This is a genomic window from Pristimantibacillus sp. Z349TD_6 (assembly GCF_056173205.1).
In genome coordinates, this window is record NZ_CM149662.1 from 6290744 (window position 1) to 6313085 (window position 22342).

17 protein-coding genes and 1 pseudogene are annotated in these 22342 nt (G+C 45.8%); 8 read left to right on the forward strand and 10 right to left on the reverse strand.

Annotated features, from left to right (window positions below):
* Positions 1-36: 36 nt before the first annotated feature.
* The 3 genes from AC0VYE_RS27415 to AC0VYE_RS27425 all read left to right on the forward strand — a co-directional run bounded on the left by AC0VYE_RS27415 (position 37) and on the right by AC0VYE_RS27425 (position 2393).
* Positions 37-1035, forward strand: a complete 999-nt coding sequence (locus AC0VYE_RS27415) for an aldose 1-epimerase (RefSeq protein ID WP_076268975.1) — start codon at positions 37-39, stop codon at positions 1033-1035.
* Between the two features lie 177 nt (positions 1036-1212).
* On the forward strand, positions 1213-1707 hold the full coding sequence (locus AC0VYE_RS27420; RefSeq protein ID WP_475443734.1) for a hypothetical protein: 495 nt from the start codon (positions 1213-1215) through the stop codon (positions 1705-1707).
* Entirely contained in the window at positions 1704-2393 is a 690-nt protein-coding gene (locus AC0VYE_RS27425; RefSeq protein WP_076268977.1) for an AIM24 family protein, read from the forward strand. Before AC0VYE_RS27420 ends, AC0VYE_RS27425 begins: the two co-directional genes overlap by 4 nt.
* A 50-nt stretch (positions 2394-2443) precedes the next feature.
* Here AC0VYE_RS27425 and lacZ read toward each other — a convergent pair whose 3' ends face one another.
* From lacZ to AC0VYE_RS27455, 6 genes are all read right to left on the reverse strand, one after another.
* A complete protein-coding gene (gene lacZ / locus AC0VYE_RS27430) occupies positions 2444-5551 on the reverse strand; it encodes a beta-galactosidase, LacZ type (RefSeq protein ID WP_475443737.1) in 3108 nt (1035 codons plus the stop codon).
* Positions 5552-5770: 219 nt separating this feature from the next.
* Positions 5771-7576 (reverse strand): ABC transporter ATP-binding protein, encoded by a 1806-nt coding sequence (locus tag AC0VYE_RS27435; RefSeq protein WP_475443739.1) that lies wholly within the window; start codon positions 7574-7576, stop codon positions 5771-5773.
* 140 nt (positions 7577-7716) lie between these two features.
* Positions 7717-8481: a response regulator transcription factor gene (locus tag AC0VYE_RS27440; RefSeq protein WP_475443741.1), complete on the reverse strand. Its 765-nt coding sequence runs from the start codon at positions 8479-8481 to the stop codon at positions 7717-7719.
* A gap of 81 nt (positions 8482-8562) precedes the next feature.
* Positions 8563-9393 (reverse strand): carbohydrate ABC transporter permease, encoded by an 831-nt coding sequence (locus AC0VYE_RS27445; protein WP_076268980.1) that lies wholly within the window; start codon positions 9391-9393, stop codon positions 8563-8565.
* A 3-nt stretch (positions 9394-9396) separates the two neighbouring features.
* Positions 9397-10287: a carbohydrate ABC transporter permease gene (locus AC0VYE_RS27450; protein WP_076268981.1), complete on the reverse strand. Its 891-nt coding sequence runs from the start codon at positions 10285-10287 to the stop codon at positions 9397-9399.
* Positions 10288-10373: 86 nt separating this feature from the next.
* Positions 10374-11687, reverse strand: coding sequence for an ABC transporter substrate-binding protein (locus tag AC0VYE_RS27455; RefSeq protein ID WP_475443744.1), 1314 nt, complete (start codon positions 11685-11687; stop codon positions 10374-10376).
* 315 nt (positions 11688-12002) lie between these two features.
* On the opposite strand from AC0VYE_RS27455, the gene AC0VYE_RS27460 reads away from it, so the two are divergent.
* The 3 genes from AC0VYE_RS27460 to AC0VYE_RS27470 are packed head-to-tail and all read left to right on the forward strand — an operon-like array spanning position 12003 to position 15369.
* Positions 12003-12977: a glycoside hydrolase family 113 gene (locus tag AC0VYE_RS27460; RefSeq protein WP_475443746.1), complete on the forward strand. Its 975-nt coding sequence runs from the start codon at positions 12003-12005 to the stop codon at positions 12975-12977.
* On the forward strand, positions 12974-14185 hold the full coding sequence (locus AC0VYE_RS27465; protein WP_475443748.1) for an AGE family epimerase/isomerase: 1212 nt from the start codon (positions 12974-12976) through the stop codon (positions 14183-14185). Before AC0VYE_RS27460 ends, AC0VYE_RS27465 begins: the two co-directional genes overlap by 4 nt.
* Before the next feature lie 14 nt (positions 14186-14199).
* The gene (locus AC0VYE_RS27470) at positions 14200-15369 is read left to right on the forward strand and encodes a glycoside hydrolase family 130 protein (RefSeq protein ID WP_475443750.1); all 1170 of its coding nucleotides are present in this window, start codon (positions 14200-14202) and stop codon (positions 15367-15369) included.
* 113 nt (positions 15370-15482) lie between these two features.
* Here AC0VYE_RS27470 and AC0VYE_RS27475 read toward each other — a convergent pair whose 3' ends face one another.
* Together AC0VYE_RS27475 and AC0VYE_RS27480 are read right to left on the reverse strand one after the other, a co-directional pair.
* Entirely contained in the window at positions 15483-16802 is a 1320-nt protein-coding gene (locus tag AC0VYE_RS27475) for a DUF4179 domain-containing protein (RefSeq protein ID WP_475443752.1), read from the reverse strand.
* On the reverse strand, positions 16729-17331 hold the full coding sequence (locus tag AC0VYE_RS27480; RefSeq protein ID WP_475443754.1) for an RNA polymerase sigma factor: 603 nt from the start codon (positions 17329-17331) through the stop codon (positions 16729-16731). Before AC0VYE_RS27480 ends, AC0VYE_RS27475 begins: the two co-directional genes overlap by 74 nt.
* A 79-nt stretch (positions 17332-17410) precedes the next feature.
* Here AC0VYE_RS27480 and AC0VYE_RS27485 point away from each other — a divergent pair.
* Together AC0VYE_RS27485 and AC0VYE_RS27490 are read left to right on the forward strand one after the other, a co-directional pair.
* Positions 17411-17527, forward strand: a pseudogene (locus tag AC0VYE_RS27485) (MBL fold metallo-hydrolase); the annotation flags it as partial.
* 139 nt (positions 17528-17666) lie between these two features.
* Positions 17667-18179, forward strand: coding sequence for an acyl-CoA thioesterase (locus tag AC0VYE_RS27490; protein ID WP_076269129.1), 513 nt, complete (start codon positions 17667-17669; stop codon positions 18177-18179).
* Between the two features lie 13 nt (positions 18180-18192).
* Here the strand turns inward: AC0VYE_RS27490 and AC0VYE_RS27495 are convergent, their stop codons facing one another.
* On the reverse strand, positions 18193-19395 hold the full coding sequence (locus AC0VYE_RS27495) for a benzoate/H(+) symporter BenE family transporter (protein WP_475443756.1): 1203 nt from the start codon (positions 19393-19395) through the stop codon (positions 18193-18195).
* Positions 19396-20154: 759 nt separating this feature from the next.
* A complete protein-coding gene (locus AC0VYE_RS27500) occupies positions 20155-22341 on the reverse strand; it encodes a hypothetical protein (RefSeq protein ID WP_475443758.1) in 2187 nt (728 codons plus the stop codon).
* Position 22342 lies beyond the last annotated feature (1 nt).

Here is a 22342-nt window from a genome sequence, read left to right on the forward strand (position 1 = left end):
TGAAGTCAATTATTAATCACTTTTAGGAGGACTACCATGTCTACGCAAGGACAAGCATTTGAGAAATTATTTCATGATGAGCAAGCTGTATGGCTGCAATGGGGCGCTTATGAAGCAGCTGTATTGCCAGCAGTTGGTGCAAATCTTATTGCGTTTCGCGATAAAGCAAACAACTATACCTTCCTTCGCGAACCATCCCTAGAGGAAATGGACAGCTTCAGAGAGAATCCGGGCATTCACGGCATCCCCGTTCTGTTCCCCCCAAACCGTTATGAAGATGGTACTTTTACATGGAACGGCAGAACGTATAACTTTCCAGTTAACGAAGCAAAAACGGGCAACCATTTGCACGGGTTTTTCCATACAGCAGCTTGGAGTGTCGAGGATTTTGGCACAAACAAAACGGAAAGCTACGTATCGCTCAAAATTTCAATCGATGAAAGCCACCCGATCTACACGTATTTGCCGCATCGCTTCACGATTAAGCTTCGTTATGCTTTAAATGATACTGGTCTGCTGCAGCATGTATCGGTACATAATGAAGGAACGGACGCTATGCCTTGCTTGATCGCTTTCCATACAACGATCAATGCACCGTTCGCATCAAATAGTACAGCAGATGATTACCGCTTCACGCTTACAACCGGCAAGCGCTGGGAGCTTAACGAGCGGATGCTGCCGACAGGCAATTATCAGACGCTAGTTGCTGACGAGGAAGCCATGAAAACAACAGGCATCTCCCCATTCTGGGAGCCGATGGATAATCACTACACAACCGAGCCGCAAAACGGCCGCAACGCGATGGAGCTGACTGATACACGCAATGGCGTAACGCTAGTCTACGATATTGGAACAGCTTACAAGCAGTGGATGATTTGGAACAACAACGCTACGCCAGGCTTCTTCTGTCCGGAGCCGCAGCTGAATCTCGTCAATGCGCCAAATGTGAACTTGCCAGCTGAGCAAATCGGGCTTGTCTCACTTGAGCCAGGCGGCATTTGGGAAGAAACGAGCCGCTTGTACGTAAGAAAATAGGAACTGGTCAAAGGATAGCAGCAATTTCGCTGCTATCCTTTTTTTTATGTAGAAATAGATTTTTAACGAAGCCGAATCATTTTTTCCATCCAAATACAGGACAGGAGTGACTATTGTCGAGAAAGGCTGTAAAATGTAAGCATCAGCCCCTCTTATGTCGAAAACTGAAGGGAGAATATGATGCGGCAATCATTATGGAAAGCACTTGTCATTACAAGCTTCTTATCCTTTATTCTCATCATCATTCCACAATCAACTGTCCACGCAGGTTTAATTGATCGAATCAAAGACATTTACAATACACCTGAGAAAATAAGCGAGCTCCAGGAGCAGTATATTGAAGCTACAGAAGCGCTCGCTAAGCAGCAGCAGCAGCTTGAGGAATCCGCAAAGGCTGCGGCAGCGTATGCAATGAAGCAACAGGAGCTGCTTGAACAAAACAATCAGCTTATCGCGCAAAATGCCGAGCTGCAAGAAGAGATGGATCGCATGAAGCAGGACAAACAATCGTTTATCAGCAAGCTTATTAATACTGTCATTATAATCGCAGCTGTTTTTGTTGCTTATATCGTATCTCTGAGAGTTTGGCGTTATGTCGTATGGCGCAAGCAGCGCAGCACAAGCAGTAGAGACAGCAGAGGCAGCAAAGGCAGCAGAGGAATTAGCGGATGAAAATAACCGTTCCTGCCCAAGTCGGCCATGTGCATCTCACCCTTGATACTGCGGACAAGCTTCATGTTCTGCATCCAAAATCAATCATCGCTTTCCAAGGTGATCCACAAAATCGCGAGGATCGTTTCATGGATTTGGCAGGCATGTATCGCAAGAAACGCTGGATTCGCTCCCTTATTTCTGGACCGGCCGAATTCATTGTCGGCTTGCCTGCAGGCTGCTCGCTCGAAACGCTGCACATCGACGAGAAAAGCGACTTGCTGTTTGATTTCAGGCATATTATCTTTTTCTCGGACGGCATGAAGCTAAAGTCTGTCGTGCAGAAGCTCAAAAACGCATGGATTACGAAGGAATTTGTGCGAATGCGATTTTCCGGGCCGGGCTTGCTCGGAATCATTACCGCTGGTGATGTGAAATCCATTCAGCTCCATCCGGATCGTCCTTTGTATGTTGAGACTGGAGCACTCGTCGCATATCCAGAGCATGCTTCCATCCAGCTGTCTGTTTACGGCAACAAGCTCGCAAGCCAGCATATGAATGTGCAGTGGGAAATTCGCGGCACCGGCCCAGTACTTATCCAAACAGGCTCCCGCGATGCCGAACTGGAGGAGCAGCTGCAAAACGGCGGCTTTATCAAAAGAATTCTTCGCGAAGTGCTGCCGTTTGGCGGCATCTATATCAAATAAAACAGAGGCCAGCCGACCGTCAGCAGACGGAAGACAAGCCTCTTTTTATTTTAAAGCCCTTTAATTGAAAACTGATGGGAGTATGCTTGGTTCGCAAACAAAATGTATTCCTTCTCCGGAAGCTGTCCCCAGCTGTCATGTCCACCCACGCCAGTTTGCTTATGGTTGACGCGTACAACCGTTTTGTTGCTTGGTGGCAGCAGATGAATATGATCATGCGCCTCCAGCTCCAATGGCGTATAAGGCAGTACATTTAGTTCAAAATGTGGCGCGCCCTTCAGCACGATACCCTCGCCCTTTGCATTCGTAACCGCAGCATGGCGAACGTCCATCTTATTGCCGCATTCCTGTGGCCTGATATACGGTACGAGCTGATCCTGAACGCTGCCAGCGTAAAGCCCAAGCTTACCTCCCGTCTGGCGATCCCAATACGTCTCGTCTGGACCTTTGCCATACCAGCTTACTTGATCAAATGATGCTGGCATCTGGAAGAGCATGCCGATTTCCGGAATTTCCGGTAAATCCGCTCCAGGCTGCAGCTTCTCGTATACATTGATCTCACCATCTGCATTTACTTTGTAAATTAACGACAGCATCGATTCCGTTGAAGTAGGCAAGCTATACTGCACATGAATTGTTGCACTGCTTGCCTCAAGCTCCCAAGTCATCGCTTGCAGAACGCGCTCTGTCCCCGCTTCACGCCATGTTGCACAGCGCAAATGCTGCTGATTGCCGCGATCATTATCCGTGTATGCACGCCAGAAATTCGGAGTCAATCCTTGCAATAACCGCTCTGAGCCATTCCACACGTAGGAAGCAAGGCTGCCATTTGCTAGATCAAATTGCGCAGTGAAGCTTTCACCGCTTACGAGCAGCGCCGTTGCCGACAGTTCAGCATGAACAGCAGGCTTAGCTGGTACAAGACCAATAATCGGCTCAATAGGCGCAGGCAGTACAAATTGCTCAAACGCGATTTCATGACCCGCTTCGGCCCAAAGGGTTTGCTCCTTCAGCCGCAGCTGTACCGTTAGTACAGCCTCTTCTGAAATGGAAGAAAGCTTAGGCAGCGTATAAGGAATCGTTATCGTTTCCTCACTCTCAGGTTGTGCGGCCGCTTCTACCGTGCCTGCTTCCACAGAAACACCGTTAATCGCTACTTGCCAAGCAAGCGTAAAGCTATTTAAAGCACTGAATAAATGACGATTGGTCACCTTAATGGTGCCATTCTTCAGATCAATCGCTTCAAACTTAGCATTTTGGTATACCTTCTTCACCTCTTGAAGCTTAGGCGACACTGTACGATCTGCGAAAATAAGGCCGTTGCCGCAGAAATTGCCATCATGCGGCGATTCGCCAAAGTCGCCTCCATACATCATTTTCACTGTGCCGCTCTCATCTCTTACTCGAATGGCTTGATCGATCCAATCCCATATGAATCCGCCCTGCAACACAGGATACTTCTCAAAAACCTCCCAATACACATGCAAGCCCCCGCAGGAATTGCCCATTGCATGACTGTATTCGCATAAAATATAAGGTTTTTGCGGGTTGCTTCTCGCATACTGTTCAACGCCCTGAGGGCTGGTGTACATATGGCTTTCGATATCAGAAGCAGCATCCGATTCGCGGTAGTGAAACGCTCCCTCATAATGAACGACGCGCGACGGGTCAGCTTCACGCAAAAAATCATGCATTTTTATGAAATTGTCTCCGCCGAATGATTCATTTCCAAGCGACCAGATGACGATAGATGCATGGTTTTTGTCTCTTTGCATCATCGAATTGCAGCGATCGAGCACAGCCCCTGTCCATTCCGGTCTGCTTCCAGGCACCGTAGTGCCAAGCTCCTTCTGTCCATAAGTCCAAGAACCATGGGTTTCCAGATTCGTTTCATCAATGACATAAAGTCCATATTCATCACAAAGCTCGTACCAGAGCGAGTTGTTCGGATAATGTGAGGTGCGGACGGCATTGATATTATATTGCTTCATCAGTTCAATATCTTTGCGCATATCCGCTACATTAATCGCACGGCCTGTATCGCATGAGAATTCATGACGATTTACCCCTTTGAACATGATCCGGCGTCCATTGATTTGCATCAGGCCATCTTTGATCTCAAACTTGCGGAAGCCGACCTTGCAGCTTATCGCTTCAAGCAGCGTGCCGTCCTCTGATTTCAAGCTAAGTATTAGCGTATATAAATTCGGCTGCTCAGCACTCCATTTGAGCGGATTTGAAACAGCGGCGCGCAGTTGAACAGAAGTGAGCTCCTCGCCTTTCACCTGCGTCTGGATCGTCAGCGGGCTTGGAAATACGGCAGCTCGATTCGCGTCATATAGCGCTGTCTCCAACGTTATTTTGCCAATTGGCCTGACAAAATAGTTAAGCAGCTTCGCATCAACAATCAGCTCTGCGTCAAGGCACTGCTCATCAAGCTCTGTATGTACAAAATAGTCATAGATATGCGCCTCTGGAGTGGAGTACAAGTAGACATCTCGGAAAATACCGCTCATTCGCCAAAAATCCTGATCCTCCAGCCAGCTTGCGTCACTCCAACGATAAACCTCTACGGCCAGCTTATTCTCTCCGTCTACAAGGTAAGGCGTTAGATCGAACTCGGATGGGGTAAACGTATCTTGGCTAAAACCAACAAGCTCACCGTTAAGCCATACGTAGAAAGCCGACTCCACACCTTGGAAGCTGATAAATACAGGTTTACCATCCCACTCGGATGGTACTGTAAAAGTACGAGCATATGATCCAACTGGATTATATGCAGTAGGGGCAAACGGCGGCTTTATGTCCTCGTTGCCATCCCAAGGATATCTGACATTCGTATATTGCGGATAATCATAGCCCTGCAGCTGCCAATGCGCGGGTACCGTAATGCTGTCCCACTGGCTATGATCATAATCAGCTTCATAAAAGTTGACTATTCGTGATTCGGCATTCGCTGCAAACGCAAATTTCCACTGGCCGTTCAGCGATAAATAATTCGAAGACTTATTATGATCGCCATCCCATGCCTCCTCTATCGTATCGAAGGGCATTAACGAAGCATGCGCATCCATACGGTTCAAACGATAAATTTCAGGGTTATTGTTCCACTCCGGGTAACCGTTGGCCGGCGGCGTATAGACTAGCTTTTTTCGCATAAAATCAAGCACCTCATCACTATTATTGGATATGATATTCACATTATAAGGCATTGCTATTTCTGATATCATAAAACAATTTTCATATCTTCTATAAAAATATGAACATTACGATTCAAACGGTGCTCGTGATTGGAAGCGTAAAGCAAAAAAAGGCTGACCGAGATAAAAACACCCGATCAGCCTTAACCGCCATATCTAGAAGCAGACCCGCCTCTTCTAGAGCTGCAGCTGCTTCAAATTATAAAACTCGCCTTTGCTTGCCATCAGCTCATCGAAGGTGCCGACCTCAACAATACGTCCATGCTTCATGACGACAATACGATCTGCATCACGAATCGTAGACAGGCGGTGAGCGACAATGAATGTCGTCCGGCCCTTAATCAGCTCCTGCATCGCCTTCTGAACATGAAATTCTGACTCATTATCCAGTGCGGAGGTGGCTTCATCCAAAATAATAATTTTTGGCTCGCGTACAAGCGCACGTGCAATCGCAATCCGCTGACGCTGGCCGCCAGACAGCTTGCCGCCATGTTCGCCAACCATTGTATCAAGGCCATCCGGAAGCTGCCCGATAAACTCGGATAGGTTAGCCATCTCAACAACACGATTCACTTGCTCATCGGTAATATCGCGAAGGCCATACGTAATATTGTCTCGAATCGTACCTGAGAACAAAATATTCGTTTGCGGCACGACCGCCAAATGCTTGCGATAGCTGCGCAGGTCAATGTCCGCCAGATCAATGCCGTCCATCATTACTTTCCCGCCCGTTGGCTGCAGGAAGCCGATAACTAGATTGAGCACTGTTGATTTGCCTGCGCCGGATGCGCCAACAAATGCAATGCATTCGCCTGCTTCAACTTCGAGGGTAACATCCTCAAGCACATGATGTTCACTGCCCGGATATGAAAGCTCTACACCCTCGAAAGAAAATTCGCCTCGTACATCGGCAACTTTTCTTTTGCCGCTATTATTTTCAATATCGGTCGATACCAAAATCTCTTTAATGGAATGAATCGATTCAAGACCTTTGGCAATTTGCGGATAAATGTTAATAAGACCGGTAACGGAAGCCAAAATCATCGCAAAAAAACCTTGGTACATAACGACGTCGCCAACCTGAATTTGCCCATTGTAAGCTAAGTATGCCGTAAAAATTAAGCAAAGCACCTGAAAAATTTGAAACGTCACCCAGTTTGTTGAGCCAAAATACGCCTCCACCAAATCCAGCCGATACCCTTTGCCTTGAATGTTGCTCAGCGTCTTGTCAATACGTGCGATCTCAACCTTCTCCAGACCGTGTGCGCGCGTAATCGGAATCATCTCGACCATCTCTGACACGCGAGAGGACATGTATTCTATTTCTTTACGGAATTCCTTGTTCGACTTACGGATTTTACGCCTGAAAATCGTTACGATTGTTATAGACATTGGAATGGTCAGTATAAAAAACAACGACACAATCCAGCTGCTGTTCAGCGTTATAATAAACGATACGATAATGTTAACGACAGCCGGCGCCAAAGCAATCATGAACTGCTTTGACATCATCTCAACCGCTTCGACATCGCGCAGCACCTTCGATTGCAGCTTGCCGGCAGGCAGCTCCCTATGTTGATTAATGGACAACTGCTGCAGCTTGCGCACAAGCGCGCTGCGAAGTCCCGCTTCTACATATCTTACTGCACGGCTCAAAAAAGATATGTAAGCGGCGTGGGTTGGTATGTTCTGCAGGATGACGATCAAAATAATAACAAAGTTAATCCAAATGCCGCTTAGCGGATATTTTGCTGGATTCGTCGCAATGTTGATAATATTAGCTGTTACAATTGGCAGCACATAAATGGGCGCGCTTTTGATGAACAAAAATAATAATGAAATCAATAGATTGGCAAAGTTGCCTTTGTATAATGACAATAAAAACTTCAACGGGCTGGCATTTTCCTCTAGTGCCGCGTTTTCAAATGTGCTCGCTAGTCCTTTTGCAGCACCAAGCTGAGTTTTTACAACCCTCTCTGACATTTCTCTCTCCATCCTTCTGCAGCTCTGCATGCTGTCCAACCATTCTTAATTCGGCAAGCTACCGCATCATCTTACGCTCATTCCACCTTCCTGTAAATGTGCGATATTGCACTTCTTATATTCAATTTTGCTCTTCAATACTAGTGGTGCTTGGCTTTATAATCCTTAGGAGTTTCTCCAACCATTTTCTTAAAAAGCTTATTAAAGTAAACAGGATCACTATAGCCGACCAGCTGTGATATTTCGTAATTTTTCAAATTTGGATGATCGCTCAAAAATTGCTTTGCCTTCTCTATCCGAATATCGATCAAATAGTCTGTCAGCGTCATGCCCGTCTCCTGCTTAAATAAACGGCTCAAATAATTGGCGCTCATGCCGACGGTGTCAGCGATACGCTCCATTTCGAAGTTTTTGCCGTATTCTTGCTCCAAAATCGTTTTCATTTGCTCAATAACATGATGCTCTTTTTCCTTCGAGATCGTCTCTTGAGCTGGAGCAGATACCGCTGATTCCGATGTTTGCCCGTTTTCATTGCGCTCCTGCTCAATCTTAACCAGTATGTCGTACAAGTTCGCCTTGTCCACCGGCTTGAGCAAATAATCCCGCACACCCGAGCGAAGAGCCTTGCGCGCATATTCAAATTCACTAAATCCACTGAGCACAATCGTATCAATCGACTTATCGCGCAAGTGCTCAATAAGACGCAAACCGTCCATCATCGGCATCTTTATATCGGTAATCAGCACATCCAGCTCGCCTTCACTAAGCTTCGAAATTTGCGCCCAAGCGTCCATTCCGTTGCTGTAGGAGCCGATAACTTTGATGTCCAAATCCATTTTCGTTAATATTTTTTCTAGACCCAGCCTTATGAATTCTTCATCATCCGCGATCATAATGTTCAACAATCCTGCTCGCTCCTCCCCGCGTGTTCCTCATCTAGTTTGTGCTAAAATCGGTACATCTGCAATGAAAAGAAAGCGGACGGTTTATTTAACCGCACCGCTTGTCACACCCGCGAAAATATATTTTTGCAAGAACACATAAAGAATAGCGGTAGGAATCATAATGATAAGAATGGCTGAGGATATCATTTGCCAGTCCCCGCTGTTGACCCCGAAGAAGCGCATGAGTGACGTTGATACGACAACATGTTCGGCCCTAGGCAGATACAGGAGCGGAATAAACATGTCATTATAGATGCTGATTGTTTTCAAAATAATGATTGTCGCTGTCGCTGGCGCAAGCAGCGGGAAGATGATGGAGCGGAAAATACGAATCAATGAAGCACCTTCGATCATCGCGCTTTCATCTAGTTCATAAGGGATATTTCTAATGAATTGCAGATAAATGTAGATTTGCAAAATATCTGCGCCTACGTAGATTAGTACAGGTCCCATCAAATTATTCGTTAAGCCAAGCGCCTGAATCGTTTTGTAATTGACGACTTGCGTTGTAATCGCTGGAATAATCGTGGCGAATAGGAACAAGCCGACTAACGGGCCTTTAAATTTGAAATTGAAGCGCCCAACGGCATAACAGAACGCCGATCCGATCAATATGTTCAAAATTAGCGTGATCGCGATAATAAACAGCGTATTCCCGAACGCATGGAGCATATCCGCCTGCTTGAAGGCTTGCGCAAAGTTTTTAAAATAGAGAAAGCTATCCGGCATAGCGATCGTCGATTTCGTGTGAAATTCATCCTTCGTCTTAAAGGCATTGACGACGATGATATAAGGCGGGAACAAAATCGCAAACGCAGCCAATAGAAGGCTTAAATACTTGATTGTGTCCCAAAGCTTATTGGATTTATTCATCGATTATTCCCCCTTTCCTTTCAACAAAAACCGCTGAATCGATAATACGATGACAACAAAGAGTAACAAGACGACGCTCATTGCGGATGCCAAGCCATAGTTGTTGAACTGAAAGGCGGTCTCAACAATTTTCATAACGAAGGTTTCACTCGATCCTGCCGGCCCGCCCTTGGTTAAAATATAAGGCAGATCAAACACCTCTAAAGCGCCGGTGACCGTTAGGAACAAATTGAGCTCGATAATTTTGTAAATGTTCGGCAGCGTGATGCTAATAAATTTTTGCCAGCCGTTTGCCCCGTCAATCGATGCCGCTTCGTAAATATCACTTGGAATCGATTGAAGCGCCGCCAAATAAATGACCATATTGAAGCCCATAAAGCGCCAGAAGCCAATAGAAGCAAGCGTATAGTTTACAAAAGAACCACTGCCGAGCCAGCTTGTTTTGGAGAGTGCATCAAAGCCGAGCTGTCCTAGCAAATAGTTTAATGATCCGTTTGTCGTATCGAATACGTAACCGAATAAGTATGCTACAGCAACGCCATTTAGGATGTACGGTAAAAAAAGCAGCAGCCTGAAAAAGTTTTTCCCCTTCAGCTTGCTGTTCAGCACCACTGCGAAATAAATCGCGGCGATATTTTGTACGATTCCAACAGCGAAATAGGCAAAGTTATGTTTGAAGACGCCAAATATAGCTGGATTTGAAAATACTTCTTTGTAGTTCGACCAACCGATCCATGGTTTGTTTTGACTTAAGCCGTCCCAGCTCGTAAAGCTTAATCGAATGAGTTCCATTGCCGGATAATAGGCGAATGTCAGCAGCAGCAGCAGCGGCAATGCGACGAAGCCAATAATGACATAGTTCTTCTGTGTTTTAAAAGGCAATCTGCTAAACATGAGACAACCCCATCCTCCCTGCGTCTTTCTAATTGGAAGGTGCAGGATAGACATCCGTTAAAGGTTATCCATCCTGCACGCAGCCCTTACAATCCTAAATCTTTTTTCGCTTTCGCCCACGCTGTGTTCACTTTATCCAATACCTTTTGCGGGTCTTTCGCTAAGACGAATTCTTGTACAACTGCAGCTTGATCAAGCTGCGCTTTGTTTTGAATTTCTGTCGCTGCATCTACAGGTGCAGCCGGCTCGAAAAATTTAGGGGTAAAGCTGTTGAATTCCGAAAGCTGTGGAAGCTTCGATTCTTTCGCTTTCAAAGTAGGAATGAAACCTGCGAAATCATCATAACCGGATTCTTCGATCATCCATTGTACGAATGCTTTGCCTGCTTCAACATTGCCGTTTTTGTTAACTGCATAGAAGAAATCCGGGTTAAGCGGTGCTTTAGCTTCGCCTGTGTTATCGACTGGGAATGGGAAGAAGCCAATGTCTTCTGCAGGAGCGCCGTTTTCGATTACTTGGTTAATTACCCAGTTGCCAAGCAGATACATACCGAATTTGCCGGTTGCTACGTATTTTTTCGATTGCTCCCAGTTCGTCGAGTTCACGTCTGTTTCTAGGAAACCTTTTGTGTACAACTCACGAAGAATTCCCCATGATTTGCCGTATGCATTATCAAGCGTGTACGGTGTTTCAGATTCAGCACGTTTGTTTTGGTGGTCAGAAGCTCCGCCGATTAGCGTTGGAACATCGTATACCCAAGTATCAAGCGGCCATTTATCTTTGAAGTTTGATGCAAGCGGCACGATGCCTGCGTCTTTAAGCTTTTGCGATGCAGCTAGAAATTCGTCGTACGTTTTTGGAAGAGCTGTAATGCCTGCTTTCTCGAAAGCTTTCTTGTTGTATACGATACCGACTGTCGATCCGCCAGAGGATACACCATACATTTTGCCTTCTTGCGCCTTCAAATCCTTGAAGTGAATTTCACCTGAGAATGCAATGTCGTCAAGCGGAGCGAAATAATTAGGCAGCTCTGCGTTTGGAATGGTTGGTACAAATACGACATCTGGGAAGTCTCCGGAAGCGATGCGGATTTTCAACGTTTTATCATAGTCTGTTATGGCTTCAAATTTAAGATCGACACCAGGGTATTTGTCTTCAAAACGTTTTTCGTAATCGACGTACTGTTTGTTAATCATGTCGGTACGGTTTGTTAAGAATACGACTTCACCTTTTATCGTTGATGCTTCTTCTGTTCCACCGTTTTCCGGTTTGTTTGTTGCGGTGTTATCCGTGCTCGGCTTGTTCGTAGGTGTATTCGTGCTTGCGTTATTTCCACCACACGCAGCTAACGATGTTAGCATAACTACAGAAACAAGTGCTAACGAAATGACTTTTTTCATTTTCTAAATCCCCCTCAGCTCGTTTTGATTCCGCTTACATTTCGATAATACCTCATAAAATGTGGTTCTAAAATGGTTTAAAATATGATTTATAGTCTTCAACTGTCATTTTGTGAAAACGCTTTTTTACGCATTTTCACTCATTATTGTGCATACACATGCCGCTTTCCGTGTTATTAAATGAAGCAATTTTATAAGGTTGCTTGCTGTTCAAGAAAGGTATTGCAAACAAGACTAGAATCATGTTTACTTGTTATATAACAAAAATATTATTAGCAATAACAAAAATATCAAATACAAAGTGAGGCGACTCCAATGACAACTAAAGCAGCCTATATAGGCGGAATGACATGGGGCTGGACAGGCATTCGAGGCACATGGACTGGCGAAAAAGCGGATCGTTCGATGGAACTGATGGCCGAGCGGTTAAGTGTGAACTGGACAGCTATTGCACTTGGCGCACTTCAAGATCATGCCCACTCCACCGAAATTAAGTTTCGCGAGGCGCCTACGGTTACCGATGAGGAAGTTCTTAGTGCCATTCACAAAGCGAAAGAACTAGGCCTTAACGTTTGTTTGAAGCCGGTCGTCAATTGTGCGGATGGCACATGGCGTGCTCATATTAATTTCTTTGATCTCGATGTGCCTTGCGAGCCAAAATGGTCTGACTGGTTCGCTTCGTATACCACATTCATTTTGCACTATGCCAAAATTGCCGAAGAAACAGGTTGTGAAATGTTTTGTGTTGGATGCGAAATGGTTCAAACCGATCGCAGAGAAACGGAATGGCGTGAGCTCATCGCAGAGGTTCGCAAAGTTTATTCGGGCATCGTTACGTACAACTGCGACAAATATCAAGAAGGCCAAATTAAATGGTGGGATGCTGTTGATGTCATTTCTTCCAGCGGCTACTACCCTATCGATGCTTGGGAAGAGCAGCTGAACCGGATTGAAAAGGTCGTATCCGAATACGACAAGCCTTTTTTCTTCATGGAAGCAGGCTGCCCTAGCCGCGAAGGCTCGCAGTATATTCCGAACGATTGGGGACTTGCCGGCGCGCCTAGCGAAGAGGTTCAGCGTCAGTTCTACGAGACGATGTTCTCCCATACGGACAAGCGTGATTGGGTTGGCGGCTTTATGCTTTGGGATTGGCCGGCGAGACTATATGAAGAGGCCGATGCGAGTGCTAACGACGATTATTGTATGTATGGCAAGCAAGCAGAACAAACCGTTCGTCAATATTATGCAGCCAAAATAGCTGAATCGAGTGACGGAGGTTTGGGCGAATGAACGTAAATAACGAGCAGTGGCTAGCAAGCATCAAGCAGGAGCTGGAATCTAACATTCTCGGCTTTTGGATGAAGCATACGATCGATGAGCAAAAAGGCGGTTTCTACGGCAATATCAGCAGAGATTTAACCGTTAACGATGAAGCTGGCAAAAGCTTGGTGCTTAACACACGTATCTTGTGGACCTTTGCCTCCGCTTATCGCATGACTGGCAATGAAGCTTATCTCGAAATGGCTGATCGTGCCTATCGATATGTAAATAAATACTTTGTAGATCAAGAATACGGCGGATTATACTGGATGGTCGACGCAGCTGGCAGCCCAGCCGAAACGAAAAAGCAGGTATACGGCCAAGCCTTTGCTATTTATGCTTACTCCGAGTATTACCGCGCTACCGGTAATGAAGCTGCGCTTCAGAAAGCGATCTCACTATTTCATACGCTTGAGAAATATAGCTACGATGAGCAATATAAAGGTTACTTCGAGGCTCTTACACGCGAGTGGCTGGAAACCGACGATAATAGCCTGAGTGAAAAGGATTTGAACGAGAAGAAATCTATGAATACTCATCTCCACATCATGGAGGGTTATACGAACCTTTACCGGGTATGGAAATCAGATGAGCTGTATGCCAAGCTGAGAGAACTAATCGAAATCACAATAAAACATATTATTAACCCAGATAACGCGCACTTTATCCTTTTCTTCGATGAAAAATGGAACGGCAGATCCGAGCATATTTCTTACGGTCATGATATTGAGGGCAGCTGGCTGCTGGTCGAGGCCGCTGAGGTGCTTGGAGATGCAGCATTGCTGGCTGAAGCCAAAGCCGTCGCCATTCGAATGGCAGAAGCGACGCTGAATGAAGGCGTTGACGAGGACGGCGGTCTTCTTAATGAGGCAGGTCCTGATGGGATCATCGATTCGCACAAGGATTGGTGGCCGCAAGCAGAAGCTGTTGTTGGTTTCTATAATGCTTATCAAATGACAGGCGATGAGAAATACCTTAAGGCTGCTTTGAAATCTTGGCAATTCATTGAAAATTTTATCGTCGACAAACAGTTTGGCGAATGGTACTGGAGCGTAACTCGCGATGGAGCTCCAAGCGACAATTTACAAAAGGTTAGTCCTTGGAAATGCCCTTATCATAATGGTCGTGCATGCTTTGAAATGATCGAACGCTTGTCTGGTAAAGCAATTTCACACTAATGGAGGTTTATACAATGAGTAAATTTAATGAACGCAAGCAAATGCTAACAGACCGTTATGAGGCGCTCGTACAGCGTAAAAACGAGCCAGCAGAAGTTAGCAACGGTGTTTTTGATCGTTACGTGCACCCTGTTCTAACAGCAGAACACGCTCCGCTGATTTGGAAATATGATTTTAATCCTGAGACGAATCCTTATTTCTTGGAGCGCCTCGGCGTTCATTGCGTATTCAATCCAGGCGCAATCTTCTTAAATGGCAAATTCCATCTCGTAGCGCGCGTTGAAGGCAATGATCGCAAATCATTTTTCGCCATTGCAGAGAGTGACAGCCCCGTTGATGGTTTCCGCTTCTGGAACCACCCTATCTTGCTTCCAGAAACAAGCGATCCCGATATTAACGTCTATGATATGCGCCTCGTTCAACATGAGGACGGCTGGATTTATGGTCTGTTCTGCACAGAGAGGAAAGATCCTTCCGCTCCAAAAGGAGATCTGTCGAGCGCGATTGCACAATGCGGTATCGTAAGAACAAAGGATTTGAAGCAATGGGAGCGCCTTGCTGATCTAAAAACAGCGTCCAACCAACAGCGCAACGTCGTGCTTCACCCTGAATTTGTTGACGGCAAATACGCCTTTTATACTCGACCGCAAGACGGCTTTATCGATACGGGCTCAGGCGGCGGTATTGGCTGGGGACTATCTGATACGATCGAGAACGCTGTTGTAGAGCGTGAGATCATTATTGATGAACGCCATTATCATACAATTAAAGAAGTGAAGAACGGTCAAGGTCCCGCTCCAATTAAGACGGACAAAGGCTGGATTCATATTGCTCACGGCGTTCGCAACACTGCGGCTGGCTTGCGTTATGTACTCTATGCATTCCTATCCGACTTGCAGGAGCCTAACAAAGTAACGCATCGTCCGGGCGGCCACTTGCTTGCGCCAGAGGGCATTGAACGCGTCGGCGACGTATCGAACGTAGCTTTCTGCAATGGTGTTATCGCACAGGATAACGGTGACGTGTATATTTACTATGCTTCCTCCGACACACGCTGTCACGTTGCTGCAACGACCGTCGATCAACTGCTCGACTATTGCTTAAACACACCGGAAGATCCGCTTCGTTCCTACGCATGTGTAGAGCAGCGCATCGCTTTAATTGATCGCAACTTGCAGCTATAATCCGCTTCGCCATAGCAAGGACCTTTAGTCTTTCCAGCCTAAAAGAAAGAGCTTCCCAGAGAGCAGCATTTCTGCTTTTGGGAAGCCCTTTTTCATTTATGGTTTGATACAAATTACTTTTTGATATCCATAGGAATAGAGATTGTCTTATCGTAGGTTTTAATATAGGAAAATCCGTTAAGCAGCAGCTGTTCCGGTTCCTCTTCCGTGTTAAAAGAAAACGTCTGCTCCCACAAGATATTGCCATTTTTCAAATCCCACGGGCGTGATGAGGAAATGGATGAGATAGGAACTACACTATCACCCGATTGAACAGATAAGTTTTCCGTTTCCAAGATTGTAAATTGTTTTCTGGCGATAACGATATCATAACCTGTATCGGTTTTTGTGACGCTGCGAATCCATAACTTTTCATTCCCAATCTCTATGGACAGATCTGATGGTGAAGCTAGGGAGATCGGTTCTTCTATTTTCTGATAGCCAGCAAAATTTTCAAGTACGAGCTCAATGGTTTCCAGCTTGTCTGTCGGCAGCACATCAAATTCAAGTTCAAATGCTGCTTTGCCCTTTTCACCGGAATGATCCGACTGCATTCCCCATGATTTCACTTCTGTTCCATTCACATAAAGCTTTGTTTTTCCTGAGAACCTCGGGTATCCCCCATCATTCATTTCATAATGTCCCTTTACGATTGTAGAAGTAGGTGAAGCTGTGATGGCGTCATAGTGGACCGATCCCTCATCGACCGAAACGGATTTTGAGATCTCCTCTTTAAGCATGCTTTTCATCGCTTTATTCGCTTCAAACTTGAAGGAGATTGGGTAAGATGCCCGTTCTCCATTTTCTAGCCACTCACTAAATGTAACGGTTAATGTTCTAGAGAATGGACTAACCGATTCAAATTTATAGACACCCTCGTACTGGGTCTCGTCTTTGCTATAATTGCCGCTTCCTTCTTTGGGATCGGAATCCGTCAAGAATCCTTCCATTTGACCCACGTTATAACGCAGTGAACTATTGTCAGTAAATACAGAGCCTTCGGTTCTATCAATGCTATAATACATAAGCAAAGCGTTATCGTCCGCAATAACCCCGTTGATGGTAATGACAGTACCGTCCTCTAGCGTTTTGCTTTTGTTGACCGATTGTCCGTAGCCTTGCTCCGCCACTTCGGAGAAGCTAAGAGAGTTCAGCTCGATTTTGTTAAACAACTTGCCTCCGTAAAAAGCAAATGCAGGATATTGATAAGTGCCTACAATTAATAGGAGTGCTGCAGCTGATGCGACAACCCATGTCATCGCTCTATTTAACTTTCTTTTCTTAGCAGGAACATGCTCAAGTGCATTTCGAAGTCTGTCCTCAAGTCCTGACGGTGCCTGCACGATATTCAAGCTCTGTTTGTGCTCCTGTAATCTCTCCTCGATCGTTTTCATTACGATCCCCTCCGATCATCGCTTTCAGTTTTTGTATGCCTTGCGAAATTCTTGATTTGATTGTTCCAATCGGCGAACAGGTCATGTCCGCAATCGTCTGATACGGAAGATCATGTACGTAACGAAGCTCGATAGCTTCCCGCTGCTGTGCATTTAGATTAGAAAGCAGCACCTGCATGTTCATCTCAGACTCCGTGTTGCGATAAGGGTTATCTTCAGTTAATCCAGCAAAGGATGATTCTCCCTCGTCTCCCAGTGGAACAAATCGTTCTTTTTGGCGGAGCAGTTTTTTGCAACGATTGACGAGAATGGTTTTGCTCCAGCTGTAGAAGGCTTCACTCTTTTGCAATTGATCCAGCTTTTCATAAAGCGTAACAATCATATCTGCCATGGCATCCATCGCGTCATGCTCATTTCTCAAATAGCTGTAGGCAAGACGATAATAAGCGTCCCGATCGGCTATGATTAGTTGTAATAAAGCTTCTTTGTTGCCTTTTTGAGCTTGTCTGACAAGACGGCTTACATTCATGTTCTCACCCCTTTCATAGATAAGAGATCACAGAGGCTATTAAAGTTCATTTTGCGAAAAAAAATATTATATAAAAGAGGCTCGTCTCTCTTTGAAAAAATACGTAGACCTCGATATTGCATCCGTCGTTTGTTATCACGGGGGATTAAGTACCGAAAATGTTAATGATCAGTTGTTAAAGCTCAGCCAAGAGTAACTATATATAAAGGGTTCCACATACTAATCAAGCTTTATATGTGGAACCCTTTTAAGTTTTATTTTAGAAGCATAACCTATCCATAAAGGGGAGAAAATACCCAAAGATCAGCCACTTTCTAGAAAGTTGTGTGAATGCTTTGGAAAATAAATATGTCAAAGAAACGCGATCCTTTAAGGTTTCGAGAGTATTCCCAACCGATGTAAACAATCATAATACGTTGTTCGGCGGCAAACTTATGTCTTATATCGATGATATTGCTTCGATATCCGCTTCCAAATTATGCAGAGTTACCGCGGTAACCGCTTCGACGGATTCCGTTGATTTCTTGCATCCAATCCGGCCAACAGATTCCGTTTCCCTAGAGTCCTTCGTTACTTGGACAGGCAAAAGTTCAATCGAGGTTTTTGTGAAAGTGATACGAGAAGATTTAAGAAGCGGCGAGCGAAAAATAGCAGCAACCTCTTTTCTTACTTTCGTTGCCTTAGATGAACAAAATAAGACAATACTTGTACCTCGTATTGTCCCTGAAACGGAAGAAGAAATTAAATTATATGAAACGGCCGAGCATCGCACGGCAATGAGGAAGCAGCGCAGAGAAGAGAGCAAAAAGTTTGCTGACTTTTTGCTGACGAAGTTTCCGTGGGAATAATCGTCCCCTTTTATTACAGTTTATTTTGACGAACGGCATCATTGCTATTGCTGCGCGTTCCCTCGCCCAGCAATTTCATCGTAACCATGCCGATTGCCAAGCACCAAACAGGCGCAGAAACGCCGAGAAAGGCGACGTTCGCTACCGCAATCGCAAATGTAAAGGCCGTTGAGTAGCGGTAGGCAGATTCCGAAAAAGCTGATTGAAGGCTTTGAATGAATACCCCCATCAATGAAAAACCCGTTAGAAGCCAAATAAATGAAGACGGCAGAATATTAATAAAGGCAATAACCTTCCAAGCAAATAATCCAAACAGCGCCACTAATGCGCCCGAGACAATCGCTGCATAAGGACGAGATTCCTTTGCACCAGCTTCTTCGCTGCTGCACAGCATACTCATCATTCCGCCAACATTTACGCTATGACCGCCAAGAAACGCTACAGCAGTCGTGGCAAAACCAGTTATCGTAATCGTCTTGGAAGCGGATGGCTCATAGCCATTTTTGCGAAGTGCTGCCAAAGCTACAAACAAATCGTTGCTAAGCACGAGTATCGACAAAGGGATAGCTAACGATAACAGCCCATTAATCGAAAACTCAGGGTTCACCACATGCGGCAGCGCAAACGGCAGCACCTCCATAGGAGGCAAATCGTAGCCAATCCATAGAGCAAGCAGCCCCATACAAACGACGCCGAGCACAGGCGGAAAGCCCTTGAATAAACGGGGAAATAAGAAAAAACCGACCAATGCCATGAACCCGACAAAGGGAGCATCCTTGACCGCGGGAACGATTTTTACAATATGGTTGAATATTAAACCGGCAAGCATCGCGTCCATCAACGGCTTGGGCAGGAAAGCCAGCAGCTTATCGGACAGACCAGATAAACCAAATACAGCGATAATAATCCCGGAAATAATGCTCGCACCAGCTAACTCCTGCACGGTAAACTGTGTCGCAGAAGTGCTTAAGAAAGCAACGGCGGTTATCGAATGCGCGCCGCCAAACGGAATTTTATATATCAACGTCAAAGCTATGTTCAGCAGTCCGCCAAAAAAATAAACGGCGAACAGCCACGCGACGAGCTCTAAGGTTGAAAAACCTGCTTTTTCAGCGCTGCTCACGATGAGTACGGCTCCGCCTGTACATGCCAGCATCGCAGATAATATACCAGTAAACACATTTTGCCGACTGAGCTTGGAATGGGTTTTTATCATCAAATCGCTTCCTAATCGTATAATAATATGGCTTCCGTGTTGTTCAAGTGCTTAAGTATAACCGTTTCTCAGCAATTTGTACCCATCCACTGCTCAAACTTTTTTCAGCCATTTCTGCGCATAACATATCAAGGCATCCCAAGACATCCCAAGATCAATTCTCTAACGAACTGTATTATTCTTATTGTGATGAAAATAGCTTATTTAAGTTTTAACGAACCTCATGAACGTTATAGCATGCTGAATTGGGTGTCATAAGCTATTATTCTCGAAATAGCGATTCTGGAGTTCGTTACACTTTTAATCTATTACTTTTGATTAAAATAAGAGCTGCTAGGTTCGTAAGTAATAGGTCCGAAAACGTTCACTCTGTCTGAGCTCCAGCTCCATTTCCCACCTCGATCATACGCCGCAGCTACTCTATAAGCGCATATTTGTGCTTACAGACCACAAAACTAGCCCTTTCTCTCGCTGTAAGAACATATACGTGCTTATTGCTCAATTTCTTACCTCGATCATACGCCGCCGCTACTCTATAAGCGCATATATGTGCTTATTGCTCCATTTCCTACCTCGATCATACGCCAAGATTCGCTTGTCCATCATTTGCTTAAGCAAACATCAATAGACCAAAATAGAAAAAAGGCGTCACAGGAATAAATCTCTGTGACGCCATTTTTTCAATATTCATATCGAGCTATCTCTCCAGTGAGATCATCACTTTGGGACAGCCCCTTCAATCGTTCGGTTATTATCGCATTACCATTCCACGCTTACTGCAATTCCTTCGGGAACGCCCGGATAGCGAAGAAGTACCGTTCCTGACTCTCCATCATACTCGTATGATGCCGCTTGATCACCAGCTGTGACGCTGCTAGGCTCACTTGGAATACGCAAGCGCGTACTAACCGTGATGTCCAGCGGTGACTCTGAAACAAAGGAAATTCGGTTTTCAGCCGACAGCTCCTCACGAATGCGAGATGAACTAACAAGAATACTTGTTTCCCCTTGCTGGTTATCAGAGTAGTTCAAATCAAACAACAAGCTGTCCTCGCCCGATTTGATTTCCACGGAATGTTTCACAGGCATGCTCGCTTCGAACAAATCAACGAACTGACCCTCCAGAACGATTGAATCATCCGCTTCCCTCTCATCCAGCACATGAGTAATGACATAAGGCCCCCGTCTAATATGCAGCGAGGTGCTTTCCTTATAGTCAGCCATTTCTCCGCGGATCTCGAGCGACCTTTTTACAGCACTCCGTATAAGAGCTGCACCCGCTTCAGAGCGGGACAACTCCGCCGGATTCTCACGGTAAAATAAAACAGCACCGCTGCCTACCGTAAACTCTCCTTGCTCCGGGTTTCTACCTAAGCCAAGCGACTCGAATAAATGTTCTTCCGGACGCATGTAAGAGCGGCGGCTGTTCTCACGGTTCCACCATTCCCGCACTTCATGATAGGGGTCCGATCCGTCACCGACATAGATGAGTATGCCGCCCTCCCTCACCCATTGTCCGATAGCTTGATGAATGCCCGGATGCTCCGGCTTCATAAATTCGTAGCTGAGCAGCAGCACTCGGTAATGATCCAAATATCCTGGGAAGGTCAAAATATTGTCCAGCTGTACCGGTCTTAGCGGAATGCCTACCTTCACGAGCGGAAGCGCGAGTCCGTAAAAGGATGACCAGTCAAGAAGCTCCTTCTGCTCTGCACTCAGCTCTTCAGCTGAACTCGTTCCGTCATATTTGGCAGCTTCGCCTTCCTGCTCGCCTTCACGGATAACGTCCCCGCGTTGATACATCGCGGAGTTGGATAAGCAAAGGCCAATGCCAGCTGTGTAGGCGTCGTCTCCAGCAACCTCATCATGGTTATGCATGTCGCGCAGCACATTCATGACCGTCAGAAGTACGGTCGCATAGTCACCCGGGATCATTTCTTTTCCTTTCCCGTCCTCAGTCGGATAGCTGCCCTCGAATACACGGCGCGGCCATGGGCATACCTCGTATTGCTTCACCTCAGGATGCAGCAGGGAAGCAACAACAGTAGAACGATAGTTTTTACGATAATCGCTCCAGCTGTATCTAGGGTTATCCTCAATCGGATCGTGAAGGAACCACATTTCACGCCCCGTCCCCCGCGTGAGCTCCTGCATAATTCCATATTCCAAATATGCCGTCTCGAAGGTTCGCTCTCTGCGCAGTCCCTTATAAACGTTCGGAGTACGAGCCGTTCCCGTCCAGATCTGAGCAATGAAACCGTCACAGCCAGGCATCGACACGAGCAGCGCCTCAGGACTAATAATTCGCCACTGCGTATAATTGATCAAGCTGTGAGTTGGGACATAGAAACGCACCGTTCTACCGTAGGTTACTAACGAATATTCCTTCATTTGACTGCAAAGCCGGTCAAGCGCACGATAGTACATTGCCGCCTTCAGCTTGGATGCTCTGTACTGAGCGTCCGGCGAGGAGTGGGGAGGAATCCAATCCTCCCCGTAATAGTTCAGCCACTCCCGCTTGAACGCATCAGAATAACCCGATGCTGCCCAAAATTCCGGCTCCTCCAAATGAATCGCTTCTGCGCCAGAGTCGATTGCCCGTTTAATATGAGAAGCCAAATATTCAGCGAAGGCAATGGTCGGAACCATATAAGGAACATCCTTGCCATGAAGCAGATGATTTCCGCTGCGGTCCATTTGAGCTTCATCCCAGTGCTCCCGTCCGTCGAATCGACCATACAAGTAGTCCTGATACTCCCCCCAAGATACACCTGTCATCAAATGAATCTTATAGCCGGCATTTCTCCAGCCTTCGATCCGCTCAGGCAAATCATCAGATATTCCGTATACCATGACAAAATCGGTCCGCAAATCATACTTCGGGCCATACGGCCTTGATTCCTGAAAACCGGTCCACTCTGCTCGTTGTCCCAAACCCTTCGTCAAA

What these genes read in the sequence shown, in the direction of transcription:
- AC0VYE_RS27415 (WP_076268975.1), top strand. Translation starts at nt 37, where the DNA reads ATGTCTACGCAAGGACAAGCATTTGAGAAATTATTTCATGATGAGCAA.
- AC0VYE_RS27435 (WP_475443739.1), bottom strand. Translation starts at nt 7,576, where the DNA reads ATGTCAGAGAGGGTTGTAAAAACTCAGCTTGGTGCTGCAAAAGGACTA.
- AC0VYE_RS27465 (WP_475443748.1), top strand. Translation starts at nt 12,974, where the DNA reads ATGAACGTAAATAACGAGCAGTGGCTAGCAAGCATCAAGCAGGAGCTG.
- AC0VYE_RS27480 (WP_475443754.1), bottom strand. Translation starts at nt 17,331, where the DNA reads ATGAATGTAAGCCGTCTTGTCAGACAAGCTCAAAAAGGCAACAAAGAA.
- AC0VYE_RS27455 (WP_475443744.1), bottom strand. Translation starts at nt 11,687, where the DNA reads ATGAAAAAAGTCATTTCGTTAGCACTTGTTTCTGTAGTTATGCTAACA.
- AC0VYE_RS27445 (WP_076268980.1), bottom strand. Translation starts at nt 9,393, where the DNA reads ATGAATAAATCCAATAAGCTTTGGGACACAATCAAGTATTTAAGCCTT.
- AC0VYE_RS27460 (WP_475443746.1), top strand. Translation starts at nt 12,003, where the DNA reads ATGACAACTAAAGCAGCCTATATAGGCGGAATGACATGGGGCTGGACA.
- AC0VYE_RS27420 (WP_475443734.1), top strand. Translation starts at nt 1,213, where the DNA reads ATGATGCGGCAATCATTATGGAAAGCACTTGTCATTACAAGCTTCTTA.
- AC0VYE_RS27475 (WP_475443752.1), bottom strand. Translation starts at nt 16,802, where the DNA reads ATGAAAACGATCGAGGAGAGATTACAGGAGCACAAACAGAGCTTGAAT.
- AC0VYE_RS27425 (WP_076268977.1), top strand. Translation starts at nt 1,704, where the DNA reads ATGAAAATAACCGTTCCTGCCCAAGTCGGCCATGTGCATCTCACCCTT.
- AC0VYE_RS27495 (WP_475443756.1), bottom strand. Translation starts at nt 19,395, where the DNA reads ATGATAAAAACCCATTCCAAGCTCAGTCGGCAAAATGTGTTTACTGGT.
- AC0VYE_RS27450 (WP_076268981.1), bottom strand. Translation starts at nt 10,287, where the DNA reads ATGTTTAGCAGATTGCCTTTTAAAACACAGAAGAACTATGTCATTATT.
- AC0VYE_RS27470 (WP_475443750.1), top strand. Translation starts at nt 14,200, where the DNA reads ATGAGTAAATTTAATGAACGCAAGCAAATGCTAACAGACCGTTATGAG.
- lacZ (WP_475443737.1), bottom strand. Translation starts at nt 5,551, where the DNA reads ATGCGAAAAAAGCTAGTCTATACGCCGCCGGCCAACGGTTACCCGGAG.